Source organism: Puia dinghuensis (assembly GCF_014642875.1).
In the GTDB taxonomy this organism is placed as follows: domain Bacteria; phylum Bacteroidota; class Bacteroidia; order Chitinophagales; family Chitinophagaceae; genus Puia; species Puia dinghuensis.
This window is the reverse complement of record NZ_BMJC01000005.1, coordinates 405,064-423,789: the sequence shown is the minus strand read 5'-3', so window position 1 is coordinate 423,789 and position 18,726 is coordinate 405,064. Positions and strand designations below refer to the sequence as shown.

Sequence of the window (18,726 nt, the reverse complement as noted above, 5' to 3'; positions counted from 1 at the left end):
GCCGGTAATTGCTGAATTATAGGGAGTTTGAGTGGTCTGGAGGGAATAGAATGTTCGTTTTTGATACAACCACTGTCCGGTAATGGACAAAAGCAATAGAAAATAAAACCATGACATATGAAAAAAATAGCCTTGCTAATTCTGAGCGGTGTCGCTGTTCTTGGCCTGAAAGCGCAGCATGACGAACACCAGCCATTTTTACAAAAAAGTTTTCCCCGCGGGTCGGTACATCAGTTGGTTGCCGAGACGTCCGGGGGCAATGTTTCCGTTTATGGATCGGCGTCCGGGGATGCGCGGGTGGAGGTATATATCCAATCGGACAACGGCCGGTGGAATCTCAGCAAGGATGAGATACAGCAACGGCTCAATGAGCAATATGATCTTACCGTTGCCATGGATGGGAATGTATTGAAGGCGATAGCCAGGCCCAAACGGAATATGGATAATTGGCGTCACGGGTTGTCAATCTCATTTTGCATCTATACGCCCGAGGTGGTGGGTTCGCATATTGTCACGAGCGGGGGTAACCTGGTATTAAAGGATCTTTCCGGAAAGGAGGATTTCACGACCAGCGGCGGGAATATCGATGTCGATCATCTCACCGGGACGATTGTTGGCAGGACCAGCGGTGGTAATGTACGTATCAGCGATAGTCATAATGATATCGACCTGGCGACAAGTGGGGGGAATATGGATGCCCTTCGGTGTGATGGGAAGATACAGCTAACGACCAGTGGCGGCAATGTGGGGCTGATGAGTGTAAAGGGCATTATCCACGCAGCGACTTCCGGCGGTCAGGTGGATGGCAGTCAGATCACCGGAGAATTGCATGCGGGCACCTCGGGCGGCAATGTCGTTCTGTCGGATGTGAGCGCCAGCCTTGACGCTGCCACCAGTGGCGGTAATATCCGCGTCAACTTTTTGGCGATGGGAAAATATGTACATCTGACCAATTCCAGCGGAGATATCTCGGTACAATTGCCGCAGAACCAGGGTATGGATCTGCGGATCAGCGGAGAGCAGGTACATGCTACGGCCCTGAACAATTTTAGTGGAGACCAGGATGAACACCATATTAGTGGTACGATAAATGGCGGGGGTATCCCGGTGAAGGTAGATGGGAATGGTGGGAGTGTACACGTGAGTTTTCGTTAACTAGTATTTTGATATGGAAAGCCCCGCAATTTTTTTGCGGGGCTATTTTGTTTTTAGTTGGTGATGGGTGCCGAGCCGGCGGCTGCGGGGTTGAAGTCCAGTTCGTTTTGCGGGACGTTCCAATAGTCGGAAAAAGAATAATTGATGAAGCAGGGAAGTACCTTGGCGGCGGTGCCGCCGATGAGGCTGCCTGGCACTACTATATTTCCGATTCTGCCGCCGCCCTGTGATGCGGGCGCCGTAATACCCCAGCGACGCGCATCATACCAGGATACGTTGTGCAGGTAGAGGCCTATGCGACGTTCGCTGTGGAGCTGGACGAGAGCGGAGTCCGCGGAGATGCCGGACCCTGCGAGCGTGGGCAGGCCGGCCCCTTGCGAAGCGCGTACCTTGTCGATCAACTGGAGACCCGCGTCGACGTTGCCCAGGTTGATGTCGGCCTCCGCCATCATGAGGGCGGTCTCTTCCCAGGTGGGAGCAATGGGAACCGTACCCTGGTAATTCTCGGTGGCGTATCGCCCGCCTTTCTCGATATCAACCGCCGCATAACGGGTGCCGAACTGGATGCCGCGGTTGAGCACGTTGACTACCGTACCTGTGGGGAACGGTTCGAAGTATTTTGTAAAACGCTGGTCTCCGGGCATAATATCCTGGATCAGCCGTTCGCTTACGAACGACAGCTGGCCGCCGACATTGGTGTGTAGCATCAGGGGGTGGAGTATGAACCCGAATTTAGAGAGGTCGGGCACCCCGGCGGGCGCCATCCCCCACTGGAGCGTGTAGTCACCCTGGTTCATACCGGAGGCCGCCAGGTTCTGAATGGTAGTCCAGTCGGCCGATTGCATGGCGGCCACCTTATGGTTCGCGAGATAATTGCGGGCTTCGAAACTGTGGATCTGCCGGACCCACATCGAGGGGGTGATCACCTGACCGGGCAGGTTGAAGCTGGGGATGATCGCCTTGAACGTCGTATCATAATCGCTGTTCTCGGTGATGCCTGAGAAGATGGAGGCTGCCTGATCGAAATTGCGATTGGCCGCGGCGATCACCTGGTCATGTGCGACGTAGACATTGCTGGTCAACCCTTTGGCGGTGCTGTCGGGAGAGTCATCGATGAGCCCGGCGATATACATCGAACCCAGCTTCGAATACGCATAGCCTTTCCAGTAATAGGCCCAGGCCGTGAGCAGCTGTTTCTTGGTGGTAGCGTTGCCGCTGAACTTGAGTGCAGGATTGTTCAACGCCTGCAGGAGGGTATTGGCCTGCGCATTGACATAGTAAAAGCAATCCCATTCGTACTGGATGGAGTTGCCATCGCCAGCGCTGCGGCTGTTAAAAGATTCCAGGATATTCAGCTGAGTGGCAAAGCCGGACGGATTATTGACCACCGTATTGTACGGCGGCGGCAGGGTAATGCTGGCGATATTCATGGGGTAGCGGGAGCCGTAGTTCGAATAGGGGGTAAAGTCTTCGTCGCCCATGTTCATCTCCATGTACCAGGCGATATCGAAGAAATTGAGGTTGCCGTCACCCGTCTCGAAGGCGATCCATTTGTAGAACATCCCCTGGGCATATGCATCGATGCCACCTTCCGTGGCGAGGGAGCTCTGTGGCGTAGGCAGGTTTGGGTTGGGGAGCTGCAGGATGTCTTTCTTACAGGCGCCCAGCAGCAGCGTGGAGGCCAGCACCGGCAAGAGGGCCTGTTTCAGGAGGCGGGGGCTATATAGTTGCTTCTTCATACTATTTCAAGATTTGAGTGATCGATTAGAATCCGACGTTCAATGAAAACTGATAAGACCGAAGGTTCGGGGTGCCGTAATAGTCGACCCCTGAGAAGGCCCCGGTCCTGCTTCTGGAGAGATCGTTCCCATTTTCGTCGAATGCCCCGGTATTTTCCGGGTCGAGACCGCTATACTTTGTAAAGGTGAGCAGGTTGCGGCCGGATGCCGTAATGGTCAGCCTTTTGATGGCCTTGCTGCCGGCAACGTAACGGGACAGATCGTAGCCAATGGACAGATCGCGCAGACGGATGTAAGAGCCATTCTCGATGAAGGGCGAGACGGGCAGACCGACGTTGTAAAGGGAGTTGTAATAGTTGACAAATGATCCGGTCTGGCCCTGGATGGTGAGTTTCTGGTCCAGATCGCGGGATTCACCACCTTGTCCGCCTGTTCCGCCTGTGGGTCTGTACAGCCATTGCCTGGTGACATTGTAGATGCTATTGCCATAGACCCAATCAAATTGGAAGGAAAGGCTCAACTTCCTGAAGAACGTAAAGCGATTGGTCAATGAGGACGTGAAGTCGGGGTAGGCGTGGCCGATGATCGATAGGTCGGAGGATGGCGTATACTGCACGTAGTTGTCGCTGTTGAGCACCACAACGCCGGTGCTGGTAAGCGAATATTTTCCCTGGTTTGCCACGGGAATGAGGGGTGTCTTTCCATCCGGTCCTACCTGAGTAATGGAGTGCAAGGGAGTCTGTACATAGAACAAACCAAGGGGCTGGCCCTGTTTGACTGCGAAAGCGAAATCGACAATGCTCTGGCCATTCGCGACCTTTGTCACAATGGCACGGCTATAACCCCAGCGGGCGCTAAGGTCCCAGGAGATATTACGCCCGTTATATACAGAAGCGTCGAGGGAGATGTCCACGCCGTGAGAGACAATGGTGCTCAGGTTGTCGAGCCGGGTGGCGTAGCCGGTGGAAGGTGCTACCTGGGCGTTCTGGTAGATGTCCTTTGATTTGCGGTGCCAGTAGCTGCCACTGAATACCAACCGGGGCAGCCATTCGCCCTCAAAAGGCGTGATGGTAGCGTCCGTGCCGACTTCCAGCTCATAGTTGGTAGCGAGTTTCAGACTGTCATTGGTATTCTGTGACTGTAGGGCCAGGGCCACGCCGTTGCCCAGCGTAGGTGAGTTGAGCGTGATCTGCCGGTCGTAGGGGTTGGGTTGGATGCCAGCCGCACCATAAGCGGCCCGTACCTTCCAGTCCTTGAGCCAGCCCTGCTGCGCCGTCATGAGCTCCGAAGGTCTGAAATAGACGGTCCCGCGGGGGAAGGTAGCAGCCTTGTAGGCGGCGCCGAAAGCACTGCCATAATCCGAACGGACCCCGCCGGAAATACCGAAGAGGTTGCCCCAATCGATGGTCTGGTTGACCAGGAAACCGTAGGTGATGGATTCCTGGTAGTAATCGCCGGCCTGCTTGGTGGTCGCACCGGAGATGGTGGGTGGGGGGTAGTTGGGGAGTCCGATACCAATGGCATAGAATTGTCTTACCTGGTATTTACGATAGTCGTAGGCGAACTCCGTGGTGGTGGTTACCGGGAGATTGGAGTGGAAGTCTTTCTGCCAGTCGGTGCGGAAGAACCCGGAATACAACCCGTTTTGATTGAAATACCTGGTAGTAGAGTCCATAAGGGCGCCGTTGCCGCTTGGTCCCCAATACGTGTTGAATTTGATGTATTGGAGGTTCGCAGTCTGATTCAGGTAATAATTGGTTCCCTCGTCGCCGTTGTAATCCAGACCGTATTTGACATCCAGTTCGAAGAAGCGCGGGAACTTATAATTGAAATCGAGATCCTCGAAGATCTGGAGCGTTTGCTTGTTCTGATGGTGCCATTGGTTTTCCGAGAGGGTATTGAATTGGTTGGAGGAATTGTTCGTTTTGAACGGATAGTGGCCCGTGGAGTCCTTCCAGGTAAAGTCGATGAAGTTGTAGGCGGTGAGCATATTGAACCGGTTGCCATTGATGAGGTTCTCATAGCCGGCGATGCCGTGGGTGATCGTCCGGAAGGTGAACCCTTTAAAGGGATGGAGACCGAGGTTGACGGCGAAGTTGGTGCGGCTAAACGCATTGCTCATCACGTCCTGTTGAGTGAGCTGTGAAGCGGTTATGGCATAGTCCGAAGTCGGGGACCCACCGGTGAGGCTGACCGAATTCGTGAAGGTCAGGGCTTGACGGAATCCTTGATTGAGGTGGTCGTAGATGGGGAGGTTGTACGTCTTGTCGTTCGTCACGAAAGCGTTGGCGGGGGCCGTGGCGATGGGTACCTGTGGATCGCTCCATAATCCCGTTGCATCCTTCACTACCGGATTGCCGCTTGCATCGAGCAGATTGTTATTGTTATCCGTAACGTAGTGATGATGCGTACTCAGGAGTGGATGTTTGCCTGTCAGGATATTGTCGATGCTGGCCTTGGAATTGAAATTGATGGTCATTTTGCCGTTGAGCGTGCCTTTCTTTGTGAAGATCTGGATCACGCCGTTGGCCCCCTGGGCCCCATAGAGCATACCGCCGGCGGCGCCTTTTACGACTTCGATATGATCCACGACGGAGGGGTCGATATTGTTGAGGTTTTCCATTTCCACCCCGTCGACCATGATGAGGGGGTTGGTGCCATCCAGGCTGTTGATGCCGCGCAGGGTGATATTGTAGCTTGCGCCGGGTGTGCCGCTGGTCTGCTGGATATAGGCGCCTGCAACCTGGCCGTCCAGGGCCTGCTGGACGTTGGCAGTGGCACTAGGTGCGAAATCCTTTGAAGAGACCGAGGCCACGTCGATCGGAACCTTTTTCCGGTTAGTGGCCACGCCTACCCCGGTGACGACGACATCGGAAAGCGATTTGACGTCCGGTGTAAGGCTGATGGTCAGGCCTGACCGCGCCTCGGTTTCAATGGACTCATAGCCGACATAGCTGATGATCAGTTTTGTTTTGGGTCTTACCTGGAGCGACCATGTGCCGTCTGCGTTGGTGGAGGTTGCGTTGCGCGAGCCTTTTTCGGTGATGGTGGCGCCTGCAATGGAGGCGCCCTTTTCGTCGGTAACTTTTCCGGTGACAGTGATAGCCTGCTGCGCCATCCCTTGCATCCAGGCAAAAAGGATAGCTACGGCTACAAAAAGCAGTCGTCTCATAATGTAGTTATTGGTTTGATGTTGGTTGAAGTAAGATATTAAATAAGAAGTGAAGCCTGTCTGCAGCGACTACTAAATTTTAGAGTATCGACATACTAACAAATCACGTAGTTGTGAAAAAAAATGAAATTTGCCGGAAACTACTGTTCATGAAAAAGACGTTGCTTTTTGTTCTGCTGGCGGGCGCTGTTGGTTGTTGCCAGGCTCAAACTACTATTGTCCGTGACCCCGAGATAGAAGCCATGATAAAAGAAGTGAGCCCGGACAGCCTGCAATCTTATATCAAGACGATGGTTTCTTTCGGTACGCGGAGCACGGTGAGTTCGGTCACCGATCGGAAGAGGGGCATCGGGGCTGCCCGCAACTGGGTGCTCAGTCAGTTCGAACGATGGGCGGCGGCTTCAGGGGGGCGGCTAACCGCGATGCTCGATACGACGACCTATGCAGCGGATGGCAATAGGGTGAAGGAGCCCATAAACCTGGGAAATGTAGTGGCTACGCTGAAGGGCGCCGACCCCAATGACAACCGGATATTTATCATCAGCGGTCACCTCGACAGCCGGCGGACGAATGTCTTGGATGGAACCAATGATTCGCCAGGTGCCAATGATGACGGCAGTGGGAGTGCGGCCGTCATGGAGTGTGCACGGGTGATGAGCAAACATGCTTTCCCGGCGACGATCATTTTTGTGACGGTGAGCGGGGAAGAACAGGGGTTGTTGGGTTCCGGGTATATGGCAAAGAAGGCGAAGGCTGCCGGCTGGAATATCGAGGCCGTGCTGAACAATGACATCATGGGGAGCAACAACAGCAATGAGACCAATATCATCGACAATACCCGGGTTAGGGTCTTTAGTGAGGGACTGCCGGCCTATGATCTGGACAAGCAGGCGCAGCGGATCCGGCAGCTGGGGTTGGAGAGTGACGGGAAGGCCCGGCAACTGGCCCGATATGTAAAGGAGGTAGGCGAGCGGTATGTCGACAACCTGGAAGTAGTGATGATCTATCGTAATGACCGGTTTTTGCGGGGGGGTGATCATACTCCCTATGTAGAGAATGGATATGCGGCTGTGCGGATCACGGAGATGAATGAGAACTTTAATCACCAGCACCAGGATGTGCGGACGGACAAAGGGATTGTTTATGGCGATCTGCCGGAATTCATGGATTTTGGGTACCTTACTAAGAATACGGTCCTCAATCTGGCGAATCTTGCCAATCTTGCCAAGTCGCCGGCTATGCCGCAGGAGGTGAAAGTGGAGGTTAGGAATCTGACGAATGGAACACAACTGGGCTGGAAAGTGCCGGTGGCAGGTAAGGCGAAGGGATATTATGTGCTGGTGCGGGAGACGACTAGTCCGGTGTGGCAGAAGAAGATCTTTGTCACAGGGACGGAAGTGAATCTTCCTTATTCGAAGGATAACTACTTTTTTGCGGTGCAGTCGGTGTCGGAGTCGGGTAATGAGGGGCTTCCTGTTGTCCCCGTGCCCGGCAGGTGATTGTAACCTTTTGCCGGGGATGGGCGTCATAGATGTTCAACCTATCTCCATGATACGTAACTACTTCAAGACTGCGCTTCGTAACCTTTGGAAGAACAAGGGTTTTTCTGCTATCAACATTGTGGGTCTGGCTATCGGCCTGGCCACCTGTCTGCTGATTCTGATCTTCGTCATGGATGAGCAGAGCTATGACCGCTATAACAAGAATGCCGATAGGATCTACCGGCTGGATGGTGAGATAAAGTTTGGCGGGAACCATTTTATCCTTGCCGTGGCGCCGGCCCCGGCGGGTCCCACCCTGTTGCGGGATTATCCCGAGGTGTTGAAGGAAGTTCGTTTCCGGATGAATGGGGGAAGGCTGGTGAAGAAGGGCAACCAGAATATCAAGGAGGAGTCGGTGGTCATGGCAGATTCCACCTTATTTGAGGTTTTTACGCTGCCGATGATCGAAGGCGACCCGCATACGGCGTTGAAGGATGCCCGGACGGTGGTGATCACGGAGAAGATCGCTAAAAAATATTTCGATGCTACCAATGTCGTTGGTCGTACCCTGATGATCAACGATTCCATCCCGTATAAGGTCACCGGGGTGATCAAGGATATTCCGGCGCAATCGCATTTTCATTTTGACTTTTTCCTGTCCTTGACGGAGTCCGAAGAGGCGAAACGGTCGGAAGACGCCTGGCTTAGCAACAATTTCAACACTTACCTGCTATTGCAGGAGGGGACGGACCCGAAGAGGTTTGCAGCCAAACTCAACAAGGGGATTATCACGACATATATTGCGCCGTTGTTGCGGAGTGCGGTGAATATCTCTGTGGATGATTTTTTCAAGGCGGGGAATACGGTGGGTTTCTCACTCACTCCGCTAACAGATATCCACCTGCATAGTAATAAGACCGCGGAGCTGGACGCGAACGGGAATATCCAGTATGTCTATATTTTTTCGGCTATTGCAGCTTTCATCCTGCTGATCGCCTGTGTGAATTTTATGAACTTGTCCACGGCGCGATCGGCCAGCCGGGCGAAAGAAGTGGGGATAAGGAAGGTGTTGGGGTCGTTGCGGGGAAATCTTATCTCGCAGTTTATGATGGAGTCGGTGGTGGTCAGCTTTATCGCCATGTCGCTGGCGTTGGGGCTTGCATATCTTTTATTGCCGGTGTTTAACCAGCTTTCGGCCAAGCAAATGGAGATCGGGCTCTTCTCCCGCCCCTGGCTTTTGCCGGCGATGGTAGGGCTCGTATTGATCGTCGGGGTGCTGGCCGGCAGTTATCCGGCATTGTTCCTTTCGGCTTTCCGGCCGATACTCGTATTGAAAGGGCATGTTGCTGCGGGTTTCAAGACGAGCTGGCTGCGCAATTCGCTTGTCGTATTTCAATTTTGCATCTCTATTTTTCTGCTCGTGGGGACGGCGGTGATCTACCGGCAATTACAGTATATCCATAACCGCGAACTGGGCTTCAATCGAGACCAGGTGCTGGTGATCAACAACCCGTATGTAATGGGTGACGAGGCAAGGGTCTTCAAGGAGAAGCTGCTCCATTTGCCGGGGGTAGAAGGGGCGACGATGACCGGGTATCTTCCGACCTCGGACAACCGGAATGACGATGCTATTTTCGAGTCGCCCGATCTGGATATAAAGAAGTCGATCAGCATGCAGACCTGGCCGGTGGATGATCAGTATATCCCGGTGTTGGGGATGAAGTTGTCTGCGGGGAGGAATTTTTCAAGGGATATGAAGACCGATTCCAACGCGGTAATCGTCAATGAGGCGGCGGTGCGGCTGATGCAGGGGCAAAAGCCGTTGGAGTCGAAGCTATATGAGATAGATGATCTAAAGACCAAGAAGCTGCGGGAATATCACATCATTGGAGTGGTGAAGGACTTTAATTTCAACTCGCTGCGAGAGGTGGTCACGCCTGTGATGCTTTTCCTGAGGCCGGACGATGGGCGGATGGCGCTGCGGGTACATAGCGGCAATATACACCGGCTGGTGGGGCAGATGGAAGATGAGTGGCGGAAAATGGCGCCGTCGCAGCCTTTCACCTATATTTTCATGGACGAAGAGTTCAATAATATTTATCGCAGCGAACAACGGATGGGGGGAATATCGCTTTCCTTCTCCCTGTTGGCCATTTTTATTGCTTGTCTTGGTTTGTTCGGGCTGACTGCCTATGCGGCTGAGCAACGCACGAGGGAAATTGGTATCCGGAAGGTGCTGGGTGCTTCGGTGGGAGGCATTATCTCGTTGTTGTCGAAGGATTTTCTGCGGTTGGTGTTGGTGGCGATGGCGATTGCGTTCCCGCTGGCCTGGTGGGCGATGCATCGCTGGTTGCAGGATTTTGCGTATAGGATCACCATCGGGTGGGAGATATTTGGCGTGGCGGCGCTGCTGGCCATGGGTATCGCGCTGATGACGGTGAGTTTCCAGGCTGTGAAGGCGGCGTTGGCAAATCCCGTAAGGAGTTTGCGGAGCGAGTGAGATGGTGTATTTTGGGGCAAATTTTCGCTATGATTCGACCATTCGCGTTGATCGTTGTCCTCTTACTCGGCCTTTGGTGCCCTGCACAGAAAAAGATTGTCGTGTTTCAGTCGGATTTTGGGGTGAAGGATGGGGCGGTGTCGGAGATGAAGGGAGTAGCGATGGGAGTATCGACAGAGTTGAGACTTTTTGATCTTACGCACGAAATTCCTGCATTCAATATCTGGGAAGCGGCTTACCGGTTGCAGCAAACGGTGCCGTACTGGCCTGCAGGGACGGTATTCGTCTCGGTGGTAGACCCGGGTGTCGGTACGTCGAGGAAGTCGGTGGTCCTGTTGACGAAGACCGGGCAATACATTGTGACCCCAGACAACGGTACGCTGACCTTGATCGCCGAGACGCAGGGTATTGGAGCGATCAGAGAGATCGACGAGACGGTGAACAGGCGGCAGGAGTCCAAAAAATCATATACTTTTCATGGCCGGGATGTGTATGCCTATACGGCGGCCCGGTTGGCGGCAGGAGTCATCACTTTTGAACAGGTGGGACCGTTGCTGGCAAAACAGGAAGTGGTGGCCCTTCCTTATCAGCATGCGGTGATGGAGGGGGCGACCATCAAGGGGACGATCCCGGTGTTGGACGTGCAATACGGGAATGTGTGGACGAATATACCGGGGGAGTTGTTTCAGCGGCTTGGAGTCTCGTTCGGAGCGATGGTTGCGGTGCGGGTATTGCATGGCGGCCAGGTCGTCTACCAGGGTGAGATGCCTTATACGGAGACGTTTGGCGCGGTGGCGGTGGGCAAGCCGCTGGCTTATTTGAATAGCCTGTTGCAATTGTCGTTTGCCTTGAACCAGGGGAATTTTGCGGCGGCCAATGGGATTTCCAGCGGGGGCGATTGGACAGTGGAGGTGAGGAAGAAATTATAAGTACAGCTGCACCATGTGCCGCCAGTAGCGGGCCTTATGGGATTCTCCGTCCCAGAGGTGCAGTGCATTCCAGACGCCTTTTTCCCAGAGGGCATTGCTGATGGCTTTGTTGTTATCCAGGAATACGTCTTTTTCGCCGACGACGAAAATGATCTCGACGCTCTTGAGCTGGGCGAGGATGATGGGATCGGTGAGGTTTGGAATGAACAGCCCCGGCATATTGAAATAAATGTTCTCGTCGCGGTAGCCGTCGAAGAGATCATCAAAATGATCCATGGATGTGGTGAGGTCGTAGCGGCCGCTGAGCCCGACCATTTTATGAAAGAGCGTGGGATATTTGAAAGCAAGGTTGGCGGCATGAAAGGCGCCGAGACTACAGCCGGCGGCCACGACACTGGGGTGGGGATTCAATTGCTTTACGAAGGGGAGGACTTCGTATAGGATGTATTTTTCGTAGTCGAGGTGGCGGCAGATGCGTTGGGCGGGGTGCAGGTCTTTTGCGTAGAAGCTTTCCCTGTCGATGCTGTCGAGACAGTAGACCTGGAGGGAGCCTGCTTCAATCTTTTTGCGCATGGCTTCGATGACCTGCCAGTCCTCATAGTCGTAGAAGCGGGCCGTCCGGGTAGGAAAGAAGAGTACGGGGTCACCGGCGTGGCCGAAGACCAGCAGTTCCATATCCCTGCCCAGCTGTTTGCTGAACCATTTGTGATATTCTCGTTTCATGTGGTCCTCGCCGATAGGTATTGCAGAATGATCTCTTTCCATAAAGCATAGCCTTTAGCGTTGATGTGGAGTCCGTCGGGGTCGAGGAACTCCCTTTTCGGATAGCCGGAGTTATCGGTCATCCGGTTATAGACGTTAATAAAATGCAGGTTGTTAGCCTGCCTTTTTATCTCTGCTTCAATGATCTTATTCGTATAGCGAATACTGTCGACGATGTTCCAGCGGGCGACGCTGGGTTTTATCGAAATAAAAGCGAGGGGGATGTCGCCGAACTGCTGGCGGGTGCGGCTGATGAGTTGCTGGAAGAAGATGAATACCTCTTCGGGATGACGACCGTCGCCCAGATCGTTGTCTCCTGCGTAAACGATGATGGATTCGGGGTGGAAAGGTGCGACGAGGCGATCGAAGAACCAATCGCAGGCGGCCAGGGTAGAGCCGCCGAAACCCAGGTTGACGGGCTGATAACCAGCGAAATCCTCGTTGAGGCTTTCCCAGAGCCGGATGGAGGAGCTGCCGTAAAAAAGCAGTTTTGGTTCGTAGGTAAGGGCTGCTCTTTCCTGTTCGAGCCTTTGCACCTCGTTTTCGTACCAGACCATAAGTGGGGTTTGCATATCAAATATAAGCCTAAGCGGTGATAACCACTTAGGGGGAGTAATTGGTAAGATTAAAATAACAGTTCAGTGTGCGCGCTGGATGGGCTTGAATGGCCCGAATTTGTGTTGGAGAGGAGTGAAGCTATCGGCGTAGGGACCAAAGGGATGGTCGTAGGGTTTTTTGGCGATGTTGGGCCAGTCATTTGGGAAGGCTTTTTCCGGTCGCTGCCGGCTGTTGACAAATGCGGCGACATCCCAGGCCTCTTCGTCTGTCAGTTGGGGAGCATTGCGGGGCCGGTCGAAGGGCATGATCTCCTTGACATAGCCGGCCAGGCGACTGATGCGGTAGAGCCCTGCGCCCGTGTTGAAACTATGATCCCCCCAGAGTGGCGGGTATACATAGGCGGTGCTGTCCTTGTTGAAGAGGCCGCTGCCTTCCGCGCCGTGGCAGCGTTGGCAGGTTTGCAGATAGACCATGTGGCCCCTGGCGGTGTCGGCTGCCCGTTCGAGAAAGGGCAGGTCCCTGATACCTGCGCCCTGTGGTTTTGTCCCTTTAGGGACGTCCTGTCCCAGCCATTGCATATAGGCAAGGATGGCCTTCATTTCCACGCTGTTGGTATCCAGGGGATGACCGTTGAGGCTCCTTTCTATACAATCGTTGACCCGGCGTTGGATCGTTTCGGTGGTGCCACTGCGATCGCGGAATTTCGGGTAGGTGGAGAATACAGCGCTATAGTTGTTTCCCCAAAGTCTTGTGCCGGCGTCGAGGTGGCAGTTCTGGCAGTTCATGCCGTTGGAGAGGACGGCTATTGTCCCTTTTGGGCCAAGATAGTGGGAGGTATTGGCAATAAGATCCCGGCCGTACCGAATGAGCCTGCCTTCATCGGTGGCCGGGATCAGGGCCGTGTCAGGGACCTTCCATGAAAAGATTTTCTTGTCTGTGGAGTGGCAGGCACAGACTATGATGACCAGGAGGCCCGTATACAGAAGTGCCCGTTGCATAGCTTAACCTGCGAAGACGTAACTGCAACCGTGTTCCTGGGCGCGACCAACGGCCCAGATACCGGAGGGCTGGGGTACTACACCCGGCAGCAGACCGGACATCCAATCTTTTTTCACTTCAGCCGGGTCGCTGTTGCCGGCCATTGCGGCGCTGTACACCGTCATGGCTACGTCACAGACGCCGAACATCACTCCGCTGTTTTGCAGCTGATCGATGCCAATATCCACGGGGCCGAGGCCGGGCACAGTGAAGTCCCCGTGCATGGGTTTCCAGAAAGGATTACGGGTAGATGGAGCTTTAGTCTTGGGGTCGGTGACCTTGAAAAATTCTCCGAACTTGTATTTTGCCCAGAGGCGGTCTTCGAAGGCATAGGGGATGCCTTCATGGCGAAGGATGATGACGACGTTGTTCTCTTTTTCGGGTGTCCCGGTTGCGATATTGGTCATGAGGAATACCCTTGCCCAGGCGAAGGGAAAAATCTCGTGGGGGGCTGGGACGTCAATTATCAGTTTGTGTTTGCCTTTGAGCTGGTTGAACCAGGCGTCAGGGTCTGATGTGCCGAAGGTGTGTGGAGTTGTGGCCTCGCCGGGCATGGCTGGCAGGTTGAAGGGGGAACTCAGAGCAGCGAGGGTGGCGGCGCCGGCGGCCAGCGTTCCCAGGAACTTACGCCGTTGATTTGTCGAATTCAATTCGGAGAGGTGATGTTGCATAGTAGCTTTTCGCGTAAAATTAGGGGCGTGACCAGAGAGCGTCAATGGCATGATGATGCTGTTCACAGGATGTTATCCCGAAGTGCCTTGGATACGGCCTCGCGGCCGCAGTTGACGTGTAATTTGGAATAGATGTTGCGGATGTGACCCCTTACGGTGTCGAGACTGATATGGCAATGACCGGCGATCATTTTATAGCTGTAGCCTTTTACAAGATATTTCAGTACTTCTTTCTCGCGTTCGGAAAGGTGGTATTGTATGCGGCCGGGGTTGACGGGACGGAAGAACTGCAGCACCTTTTTGGCGATGACCGGCGAGAGCGGGGCGCCGCCATGGAGTACGTTCTCGATGGCTTCCAGGAGTTGGACAAAGGAGGTGTTTTTGAGGATGTAGCCGTTGGCTCCGCCACAGAGGCATTGGAAGAGGCGCTCGTCGTCTTCCAGCACCGTATGCATGATGATATAGGTCTCAGGCCGCTGTTCTTTGATGATGCGCAGCCCTTCGATGCCGTCCACTCCTGGCATATCGATGTCCATGATGACCACATCGGGGAGATGTTCCTGGATGATGCGGGCGGCGTGGGCGCAATTCTCATAGCTGCCGCATACGGTATAGCCTTCCACTCCGCTTAACAAAACCGTCAGCGATTCGCGCAGCCTGGAATTATCTTCGAAGATCGCAATACTTATGGCCATAGGTTCTCTAAAATTAAGGCCGGATGATCGCCGGTCAATAGCATATTTATGCTAGGCGGTATTCAGGATGATGGTTGTCCCGTATTGGGGGCGGGAATTGATCTCCAGTTTCCACCGGTGTTGCCGGGCCCTTTCGTGCATATTCTTCAAGCCGTTGTTTGTCGTGGGGGTCATCGGGTCGAAGCCGGCGCCGTTGTCGGCGATCTTCATGATCAAGGCTTTGCCGGAGAGATAAAACTTGACGATGGCGCATGTGGCTTTGGAATGCCGGACCATGTTGTTGATCGCTTCTTTGAAGATGAGGTAAACATCACGGCGCTGTTTCATCGTCAGGTGGAGGCGTTCCACTTCCGGGGCGATCTCTGCCTGCAGCTCGATGCAGTTTGCTTCCAGCAGGCTGGAGGCATAGTGCAACATTCGTGGCAGGGCTTCGCCGAGGGTGTCGATGTCGGGGTTGATGCTCCAGACGATGTCGCGCATGGATTCCGATACCAGTTGGCTGTCCTGGTAGATGCGTTCGAGGATCCTGTTGACCGATGCTTCGTCGTGTAGCTGCCGTTGCGCCAGCAGGCTGCTGATGCTGATATCGGTGAGGTTGGCGCCTACCTCGTCGTGGAGGTTGCGGGATATCTCACTGCGGATCTGCCGGGTGCGGTTCAACTGTCTCGACCGATAGCGGTAGAGGATGAGGATTGCCGTTGCAGTGACGAGGAGCAGGAGGATATAGAAGCCGGCAGTCCGGGTAAAGGGCGGATCGATGCGGAAGCTGATGCCGGCTACCGGTGCGTTTGCGGTATCGTTTCCGTCGACGGCCTGCACCTGGAAAGTATAGTGGCCGGGCGGGAGGTGACTGAAATTGATCTGGCGCTGCTTTCCGGCCGTCATCCATCCCGTGTCGGCTCCGATGAGGCGGTAAGCATAACGGGTGGAGGGGCCGTCGCTGAGATCGACGGCGGCGTATTGGATGGTGATATCGTTTTGCTGCGAACGAAAGACGGCGGGTTCCGCCTGGTTGAGCGGCCAGGGGGCGCCGTTGACCCGCATATCGGTGATGAATATCCGTTTTGCCGATCGGCCGGGGAAGGCCTTGTCCGGGTTGAAATAGAAATAGCTGCCATGACCGCCGGTGTAGAGACAGCTGTCCTGCGGGTCGTATAAGAAATTGGCGGTCGGGTAGCTTACCGGCAGGCCGTCTTTTGTCGAGTAGTTGGTAAAGGTGGTCCGTCGTGGATCGAAGCAGACGAGACCGCCTTCCGTTACGAGCCAAAGCCGTTTCTGGCGATCGGCATAAATGTCGCTGATGTGGCAATTGCTCAGGCCGTTGTCCTGGTTGTAGAGGGATGCCGTGTGGTCGCGGGTGTTGAATCTAATCAGGCCGCCCGTGATGTCGCCCAGCCACAGGATGGAATCGGCCTGACAACAAATGGCCCCGAGGCCGCCGATGTGTTTTTGTGCGGTATAGGGAACGGAAATGACGGTGAATTGGCGGGTCTGGCGGTTCCATTGGACGAGCTGGTTGCTGGCGTCGTTGGTAAACCAAAGGTTGCCCTTACCGTCTTCGGTGACACCGGTGGGATATCGCAGCGGGTAGGCGCCGGCGGTATTGCCCGGATACCAGGTGAACAGGCGGCTTTGCCGGTCGTAGCAGCAGAGGCCCATGCCTTTGCCGAGACCCATCCAAAGGAGGCCATGGCTGTCCAGGAACTGGGTCGTGATGGCGACCGAGTCGAGGATTGGTGGCTTTCCTGATCGGTTAGGAAGGCGGCCATGCTTCCCCGTGGAGAGGTTGTACCAGAACAGGCCAATCTGCGTGCCGAGCCATAAGGTGTCCTTCTCCTGTTGGGTGATGTTCCAGACGAAGTTTGCCCACCTCCCGTCGCCTGTAGCTGTCAACTGGTGCTGGGATTGATGCCCGGTGGAGAGATCGATATCAAAGAAGCCATTCCCATAGGTGGAGACCCACAAGCGGCGACCCTGGCGGATGAGGGAGGTGACCTCATAGCGGATGGGGTTTCGGGATTGCTGGTCGATGAGGGTCGTTCCGGTGAAATACTGGTGGGACGGGGAGATCTTTTGGAGTCCTTCATTTGTCGTAGCCAGCCACCAGTTGCCCTGGTCGTCGCGCAGAGCCGTCTTGTATTTAGCGCCGTCAAAGAGCATGGGTGAGAGCGGCGAGAGAAGGGGTATACCTGATTGCCAGTGCACCGGTATGATGACCAGGCCGTCGTTGTGGAAAAGGAGCAGGAGATGGGTCGAGTCGAGGGGGATGATCTGCTGCGACCAGAAGATGTAGGGGTACTTGTTATAGGGGAAGTAGCAACTGCTTTCTTCCCGGCCGGTCTCATCGAAGATGATCAGGCTGTCTTTGCCCGATGGGATGGTAATAACATGTTTGTCGAATATTTTGAAGGTATGGTTGATCAGAAAGGACTCCGAGACCTTTGGCAGGAAGGCCGGTCGTTGTCGAAAGGGGAGAAGGGTATCCGCTGATATCGAAAAGCGGGTCCAGCCGTTGTACAAGTGGAGAAGGACATCGCCACTTGAGAGGGGGAGTATCTGTCTTACGAAGCTGATCCTTTCTCTAAGGGCTGTTGTCACGGTGAAGGGGGAGCAGATGATCTTCTTTAGTTTGTGTTGCGGATTGAAGATGTAGATACAGTTGTTCGAGGCAGCCCAGCAATTGCCGTGTGCGTCTGTCTCCAACTGTATGATCATGTTATTGTAGAGATCGAGTGGAGGCTGGTGATGAGAGTAGAAATTCTGAAAGGCGCCGGTGGTCTCGTTGTAAAAGCTAAGCCCGGCCTGGGTGCCGATGGCCAGATAGTGGCCCGGGAGTTTTTTCAGGCAGTAGACATAGCTGTGTGGAAGGGAATTGGCGCCCTCGGGGTAGTGAATGGTCTCTGTGCCGTCGAAGCGAGTGAGTCCGTCGGGGGTGGCGATCCAAAGGAAACCGTTGTCGTCCTGGACGAGATCGGTGATGATGTTGCTGCTGAGGCCTTCCGCAGTGGTGAGTTTTTCAACAAAATGAGGTATGCCCTGTGCGATCACCGCAAAGGGGAGGGTGTAGAGGACCAGCAGGCCGAGTGTCATGATTCCTCTGTTTAGCACCGACGTAGGGGTTTTTACCTACTATAAAGATATAAAAATCACGGGGCTATTCCAGCTAAATCGGGGATGTCGTTGAGCCGGGCGGACTGGTACTGGTTGATGCGGCTGAGCAGGGTGACGAGCTGTTTTTGTTCTTCGCCGGTGAGGGCCTCGAAGAAGGTCGTGTGCATCGTGGTGAACGGTTCGCTTCCCTTCATGAGCAATTTTTTCCCCTTTTCGGTGATGCTGAGGCGGGCCGAGCGGCGGTCGTTGGGGTTGGGTTCTTCGGCGATTATCCCTTTCTTAGCCATGCGCCTGGTGACCTCGACACCGGTGGAGTTTTCGATGAGCAGTTGCTGGCAGAGCTGTTTTTTATTGGGGTGATCGAGGATGGCGACGTAAGCGACCAGGGCAAATTCCATAGGTTTTGTGAAGCCGAGGGATTTTATGATGGGCTTTGAGCGCAGACCCAGGAACCGGTGAAGGCGATCGATTAGGAGGCCGAGGTGGGCGGTTGTAGGGAGGGTAGGAGCGGGGGGGAAGGTTAGGGTTTCCGGTGGGGTGGCGGGAGGTTGGGCTTGTTGAGGCGTCTGGGTTGGTTGTTGTGCGAGGACCCAACGGGCGAATCCTGGCATGTCGCCGTTTGGGTGCTCATTGATATATTTCTCCCATGCTGATAATAAAGGGATTACAGAGGTGGCGATGCCGGCCATTGCAACAATTTTGATGTAAGGTAAGAAAAAATTAAACAAAAATGTTTTATTATTAGAGCGAAATTGTTTAGTTTAGGGCTGAATTAGAACAAAATTGTTATAATATGCGTGATATTACCTTGATCCTGTTGCTTTTTTTGAGTATCGACTGGAAGTGGCGGGTATTTCTATTGAACATGCTGGGCGCCTTCCTGAAGCGGATGTTGGGATGATTTATCTTGTGAAA

General features: G+C 54.2%; 13 protein-coding genes. 4 read left to right on the top strand and 9 right to left on the bottom strand.

Annotated features, from left to right (window positions below):
* Nucleotides 1-117 precede the first annotated feature (117 nt).
* Nucleotides 118-1,155 (top strand): DUF4097 family beta strand repeat-containing protein, encoded by a 1,038-nt coding sequence (locus tag IEY39_RS23380; RefSeq protein WP_188936281.1) that lies wholly within the window; start codon nt 118-120, stop codon nt 1,153-1,155.
* Nucleotides 1,156-1,208: 53 nt separating this feature from the next.
* Here IEY39_RS23380 and IEY39_RS23375 read toward each other — a convergent pair whose 3' ends face one another.
* Nucleotides 1,209-2,894: a RagB/SusD family nutrient uptake outer membrane protein gene (locus IEY39_RS23375; protein ID WP_188936279.1), complete on the bottom strand. Its 1,686-nt coding sequence runs from the start codon at nt 2,892-2,894 to the stop codon at nt 1,209-1,211.
* 25 nt (nt 2,895-2,919) lie between these two features.
* Complete coding sequence (locus IEY39_RS23370) at nt 2,920-6,066, bottom strand: SusC/RagA family TonB-linked outer membrane protein (protein WP_188936277.1); 3,147 nt, start codon at nt 6,064-6,066, stop codon at nt 2,920-2,922.
* Between the two features lie 149 nt (nt 6,067-6,215).
* Between IEY39_RS23370 and IEY39_RS23365 the strand changes: the two genes are divergently transcribed.
* The 3 genes from IEY39_RS23365 to IEY39_RS23355 are packed head-to-tail and all read left to right on the top strand — an operon-like array spanning nt 6,216 to nt 10,976.
* The gene (locus tag IEY39_RS23365) at nt 6,216-7,565 is read left to right on the top strand and encodes a M20/M25/M40 family metallo-hydrolase (RefSeq protein WP_188936271.1); all 1,350 of its coding nucleotides are present in this window, start codon (nt 6,216-6,218) and stop codon (nt 7,563-7,565) included.
* 49 nt (nt 7,566-7,614) lie between these two features.
* Nucleotides 7,615-10,047, top strand: a complete 2,433-nt coding sequence (locus IEY39_RS23360) for an ABC transporter permease (RefSeq protein ID WP_188936270.1) — start codon at nt 7,615-7,617, stop codon at nt 10,045-10,047.
* A gap of 29 nt (nt 10,048-10,076) precedes the next feature.
* On the top strand, nt 10,077-10,976 hold the full coding sequence (locus IEY39_RS23355) for an SAM hydrolase/SAM-dependent halogenase family protein (RefSeq protein WP_188936269.1): 900 nt from the start codon (nt 10,077-10,079) through the stop codon (nt 10,974-10,976).
* Here the strand turns inward: IEY39_RS23355 and IEY39_RS23350 are convergent.
* The 7 genes from IEY39_RS23350 to IEY39_RS23320 all read right to left on the bottom strand — a co-directional run bounded on the left by IEY39_RS23350 (nt 10,971) and on the right by IEY39_RS23320 (nt 18,500).
* A complete protein-coding gene (locus tag IEY39_RS23350) occupies nt 10,971-11,699 on the bottom strand; it encodes an esterase family protein (protein ID WP_188936268.1) in 729 nt (242 codons plus the stop codon). The genes IEY39_RS23355 and IEY39_RS23350 overlap by 6 nt on opposite strands.
* On the bottom strand, nt 11,696-12,310 hold the full coding sequence (locus IEY39_RS23345) for a GDSL-type esterase/lipase family protein (RefSeq protein ID WP_229689053.1): 615 nt from the start codon (nt 12,308-12,310) through the stop codon (nt 11,696-11,698). The genes IEY39_RS23350 and IEY39_RS23345 overlap by 4 nt, the downstream gene beginning before the upstream one ends.
* Nucleotides 12,311-12,376: 66 nt before the next feature.
* Nucleotides 12,377-13,294, bottom strand: coding sequence for a c-type cytochrome (locus IEY39_RS23340; protein ID WP_188936264.1), 918 nt, complete (start codon nt 13,292-13,294; stop codon nt 12,377-12,379).
* A gap of 3 nt (nt 13,295-13,297) precedes the next feature.
* The gene (locus tag IEY39_RS23335) at nt 13,298-14,005 is read right to left on the bottom strand and encodes a twin-arginine translocation signal domain-containing protein (RefSeq protein WP_188936262.1); all 708 of its coding nucleotides are present in this window, start codon (nt 14,003-14,005) and stop codon (nt 13,298-13,300) included.
* A gap of 62 nt (nt 14,006-14,067) precedes the next feature.
* Nucleotides 14,068-14,700 (bottom strand): response regulator transcription factor, encoded by a 633-nt coding sequence (locus IEY39_RS23330; RefSeq protein ID WP_188936261.1) that lies wholly within the window; start codon nt 14,698-14,700, stop codon nt 14,068-14,070.
* 51 nt (nt 14,701-14,751) lie between these two features.
* Nucleotides 14,752-17,790 (bottom strand): sensor histidine kinase, encoded by a 3,039-nt coding sequence (locus IEY39_RS23325; RefSeq protein ID WP_188936259.1) that lies wholly within the window; start codon nt 17,788-17,790, stop codon nt 14,752-14,754.
* Between the two features lie 56 nt (nt 17,791-17,846).
* Nucleotides 17,847-18,500 (bottom strand): MarR family winged helix-turn-helix transcriptional regulator, encoded by a 654-nt coding sequence (locus IEY39_RS23320; protein WP_188936257.1) that lies wholly within the window; start codon nt 18,498-18,500, stop codon nt 17,847-17,849.
* Nucleotides 18,501-18,726: the final 226 nt, after the last annotated feature.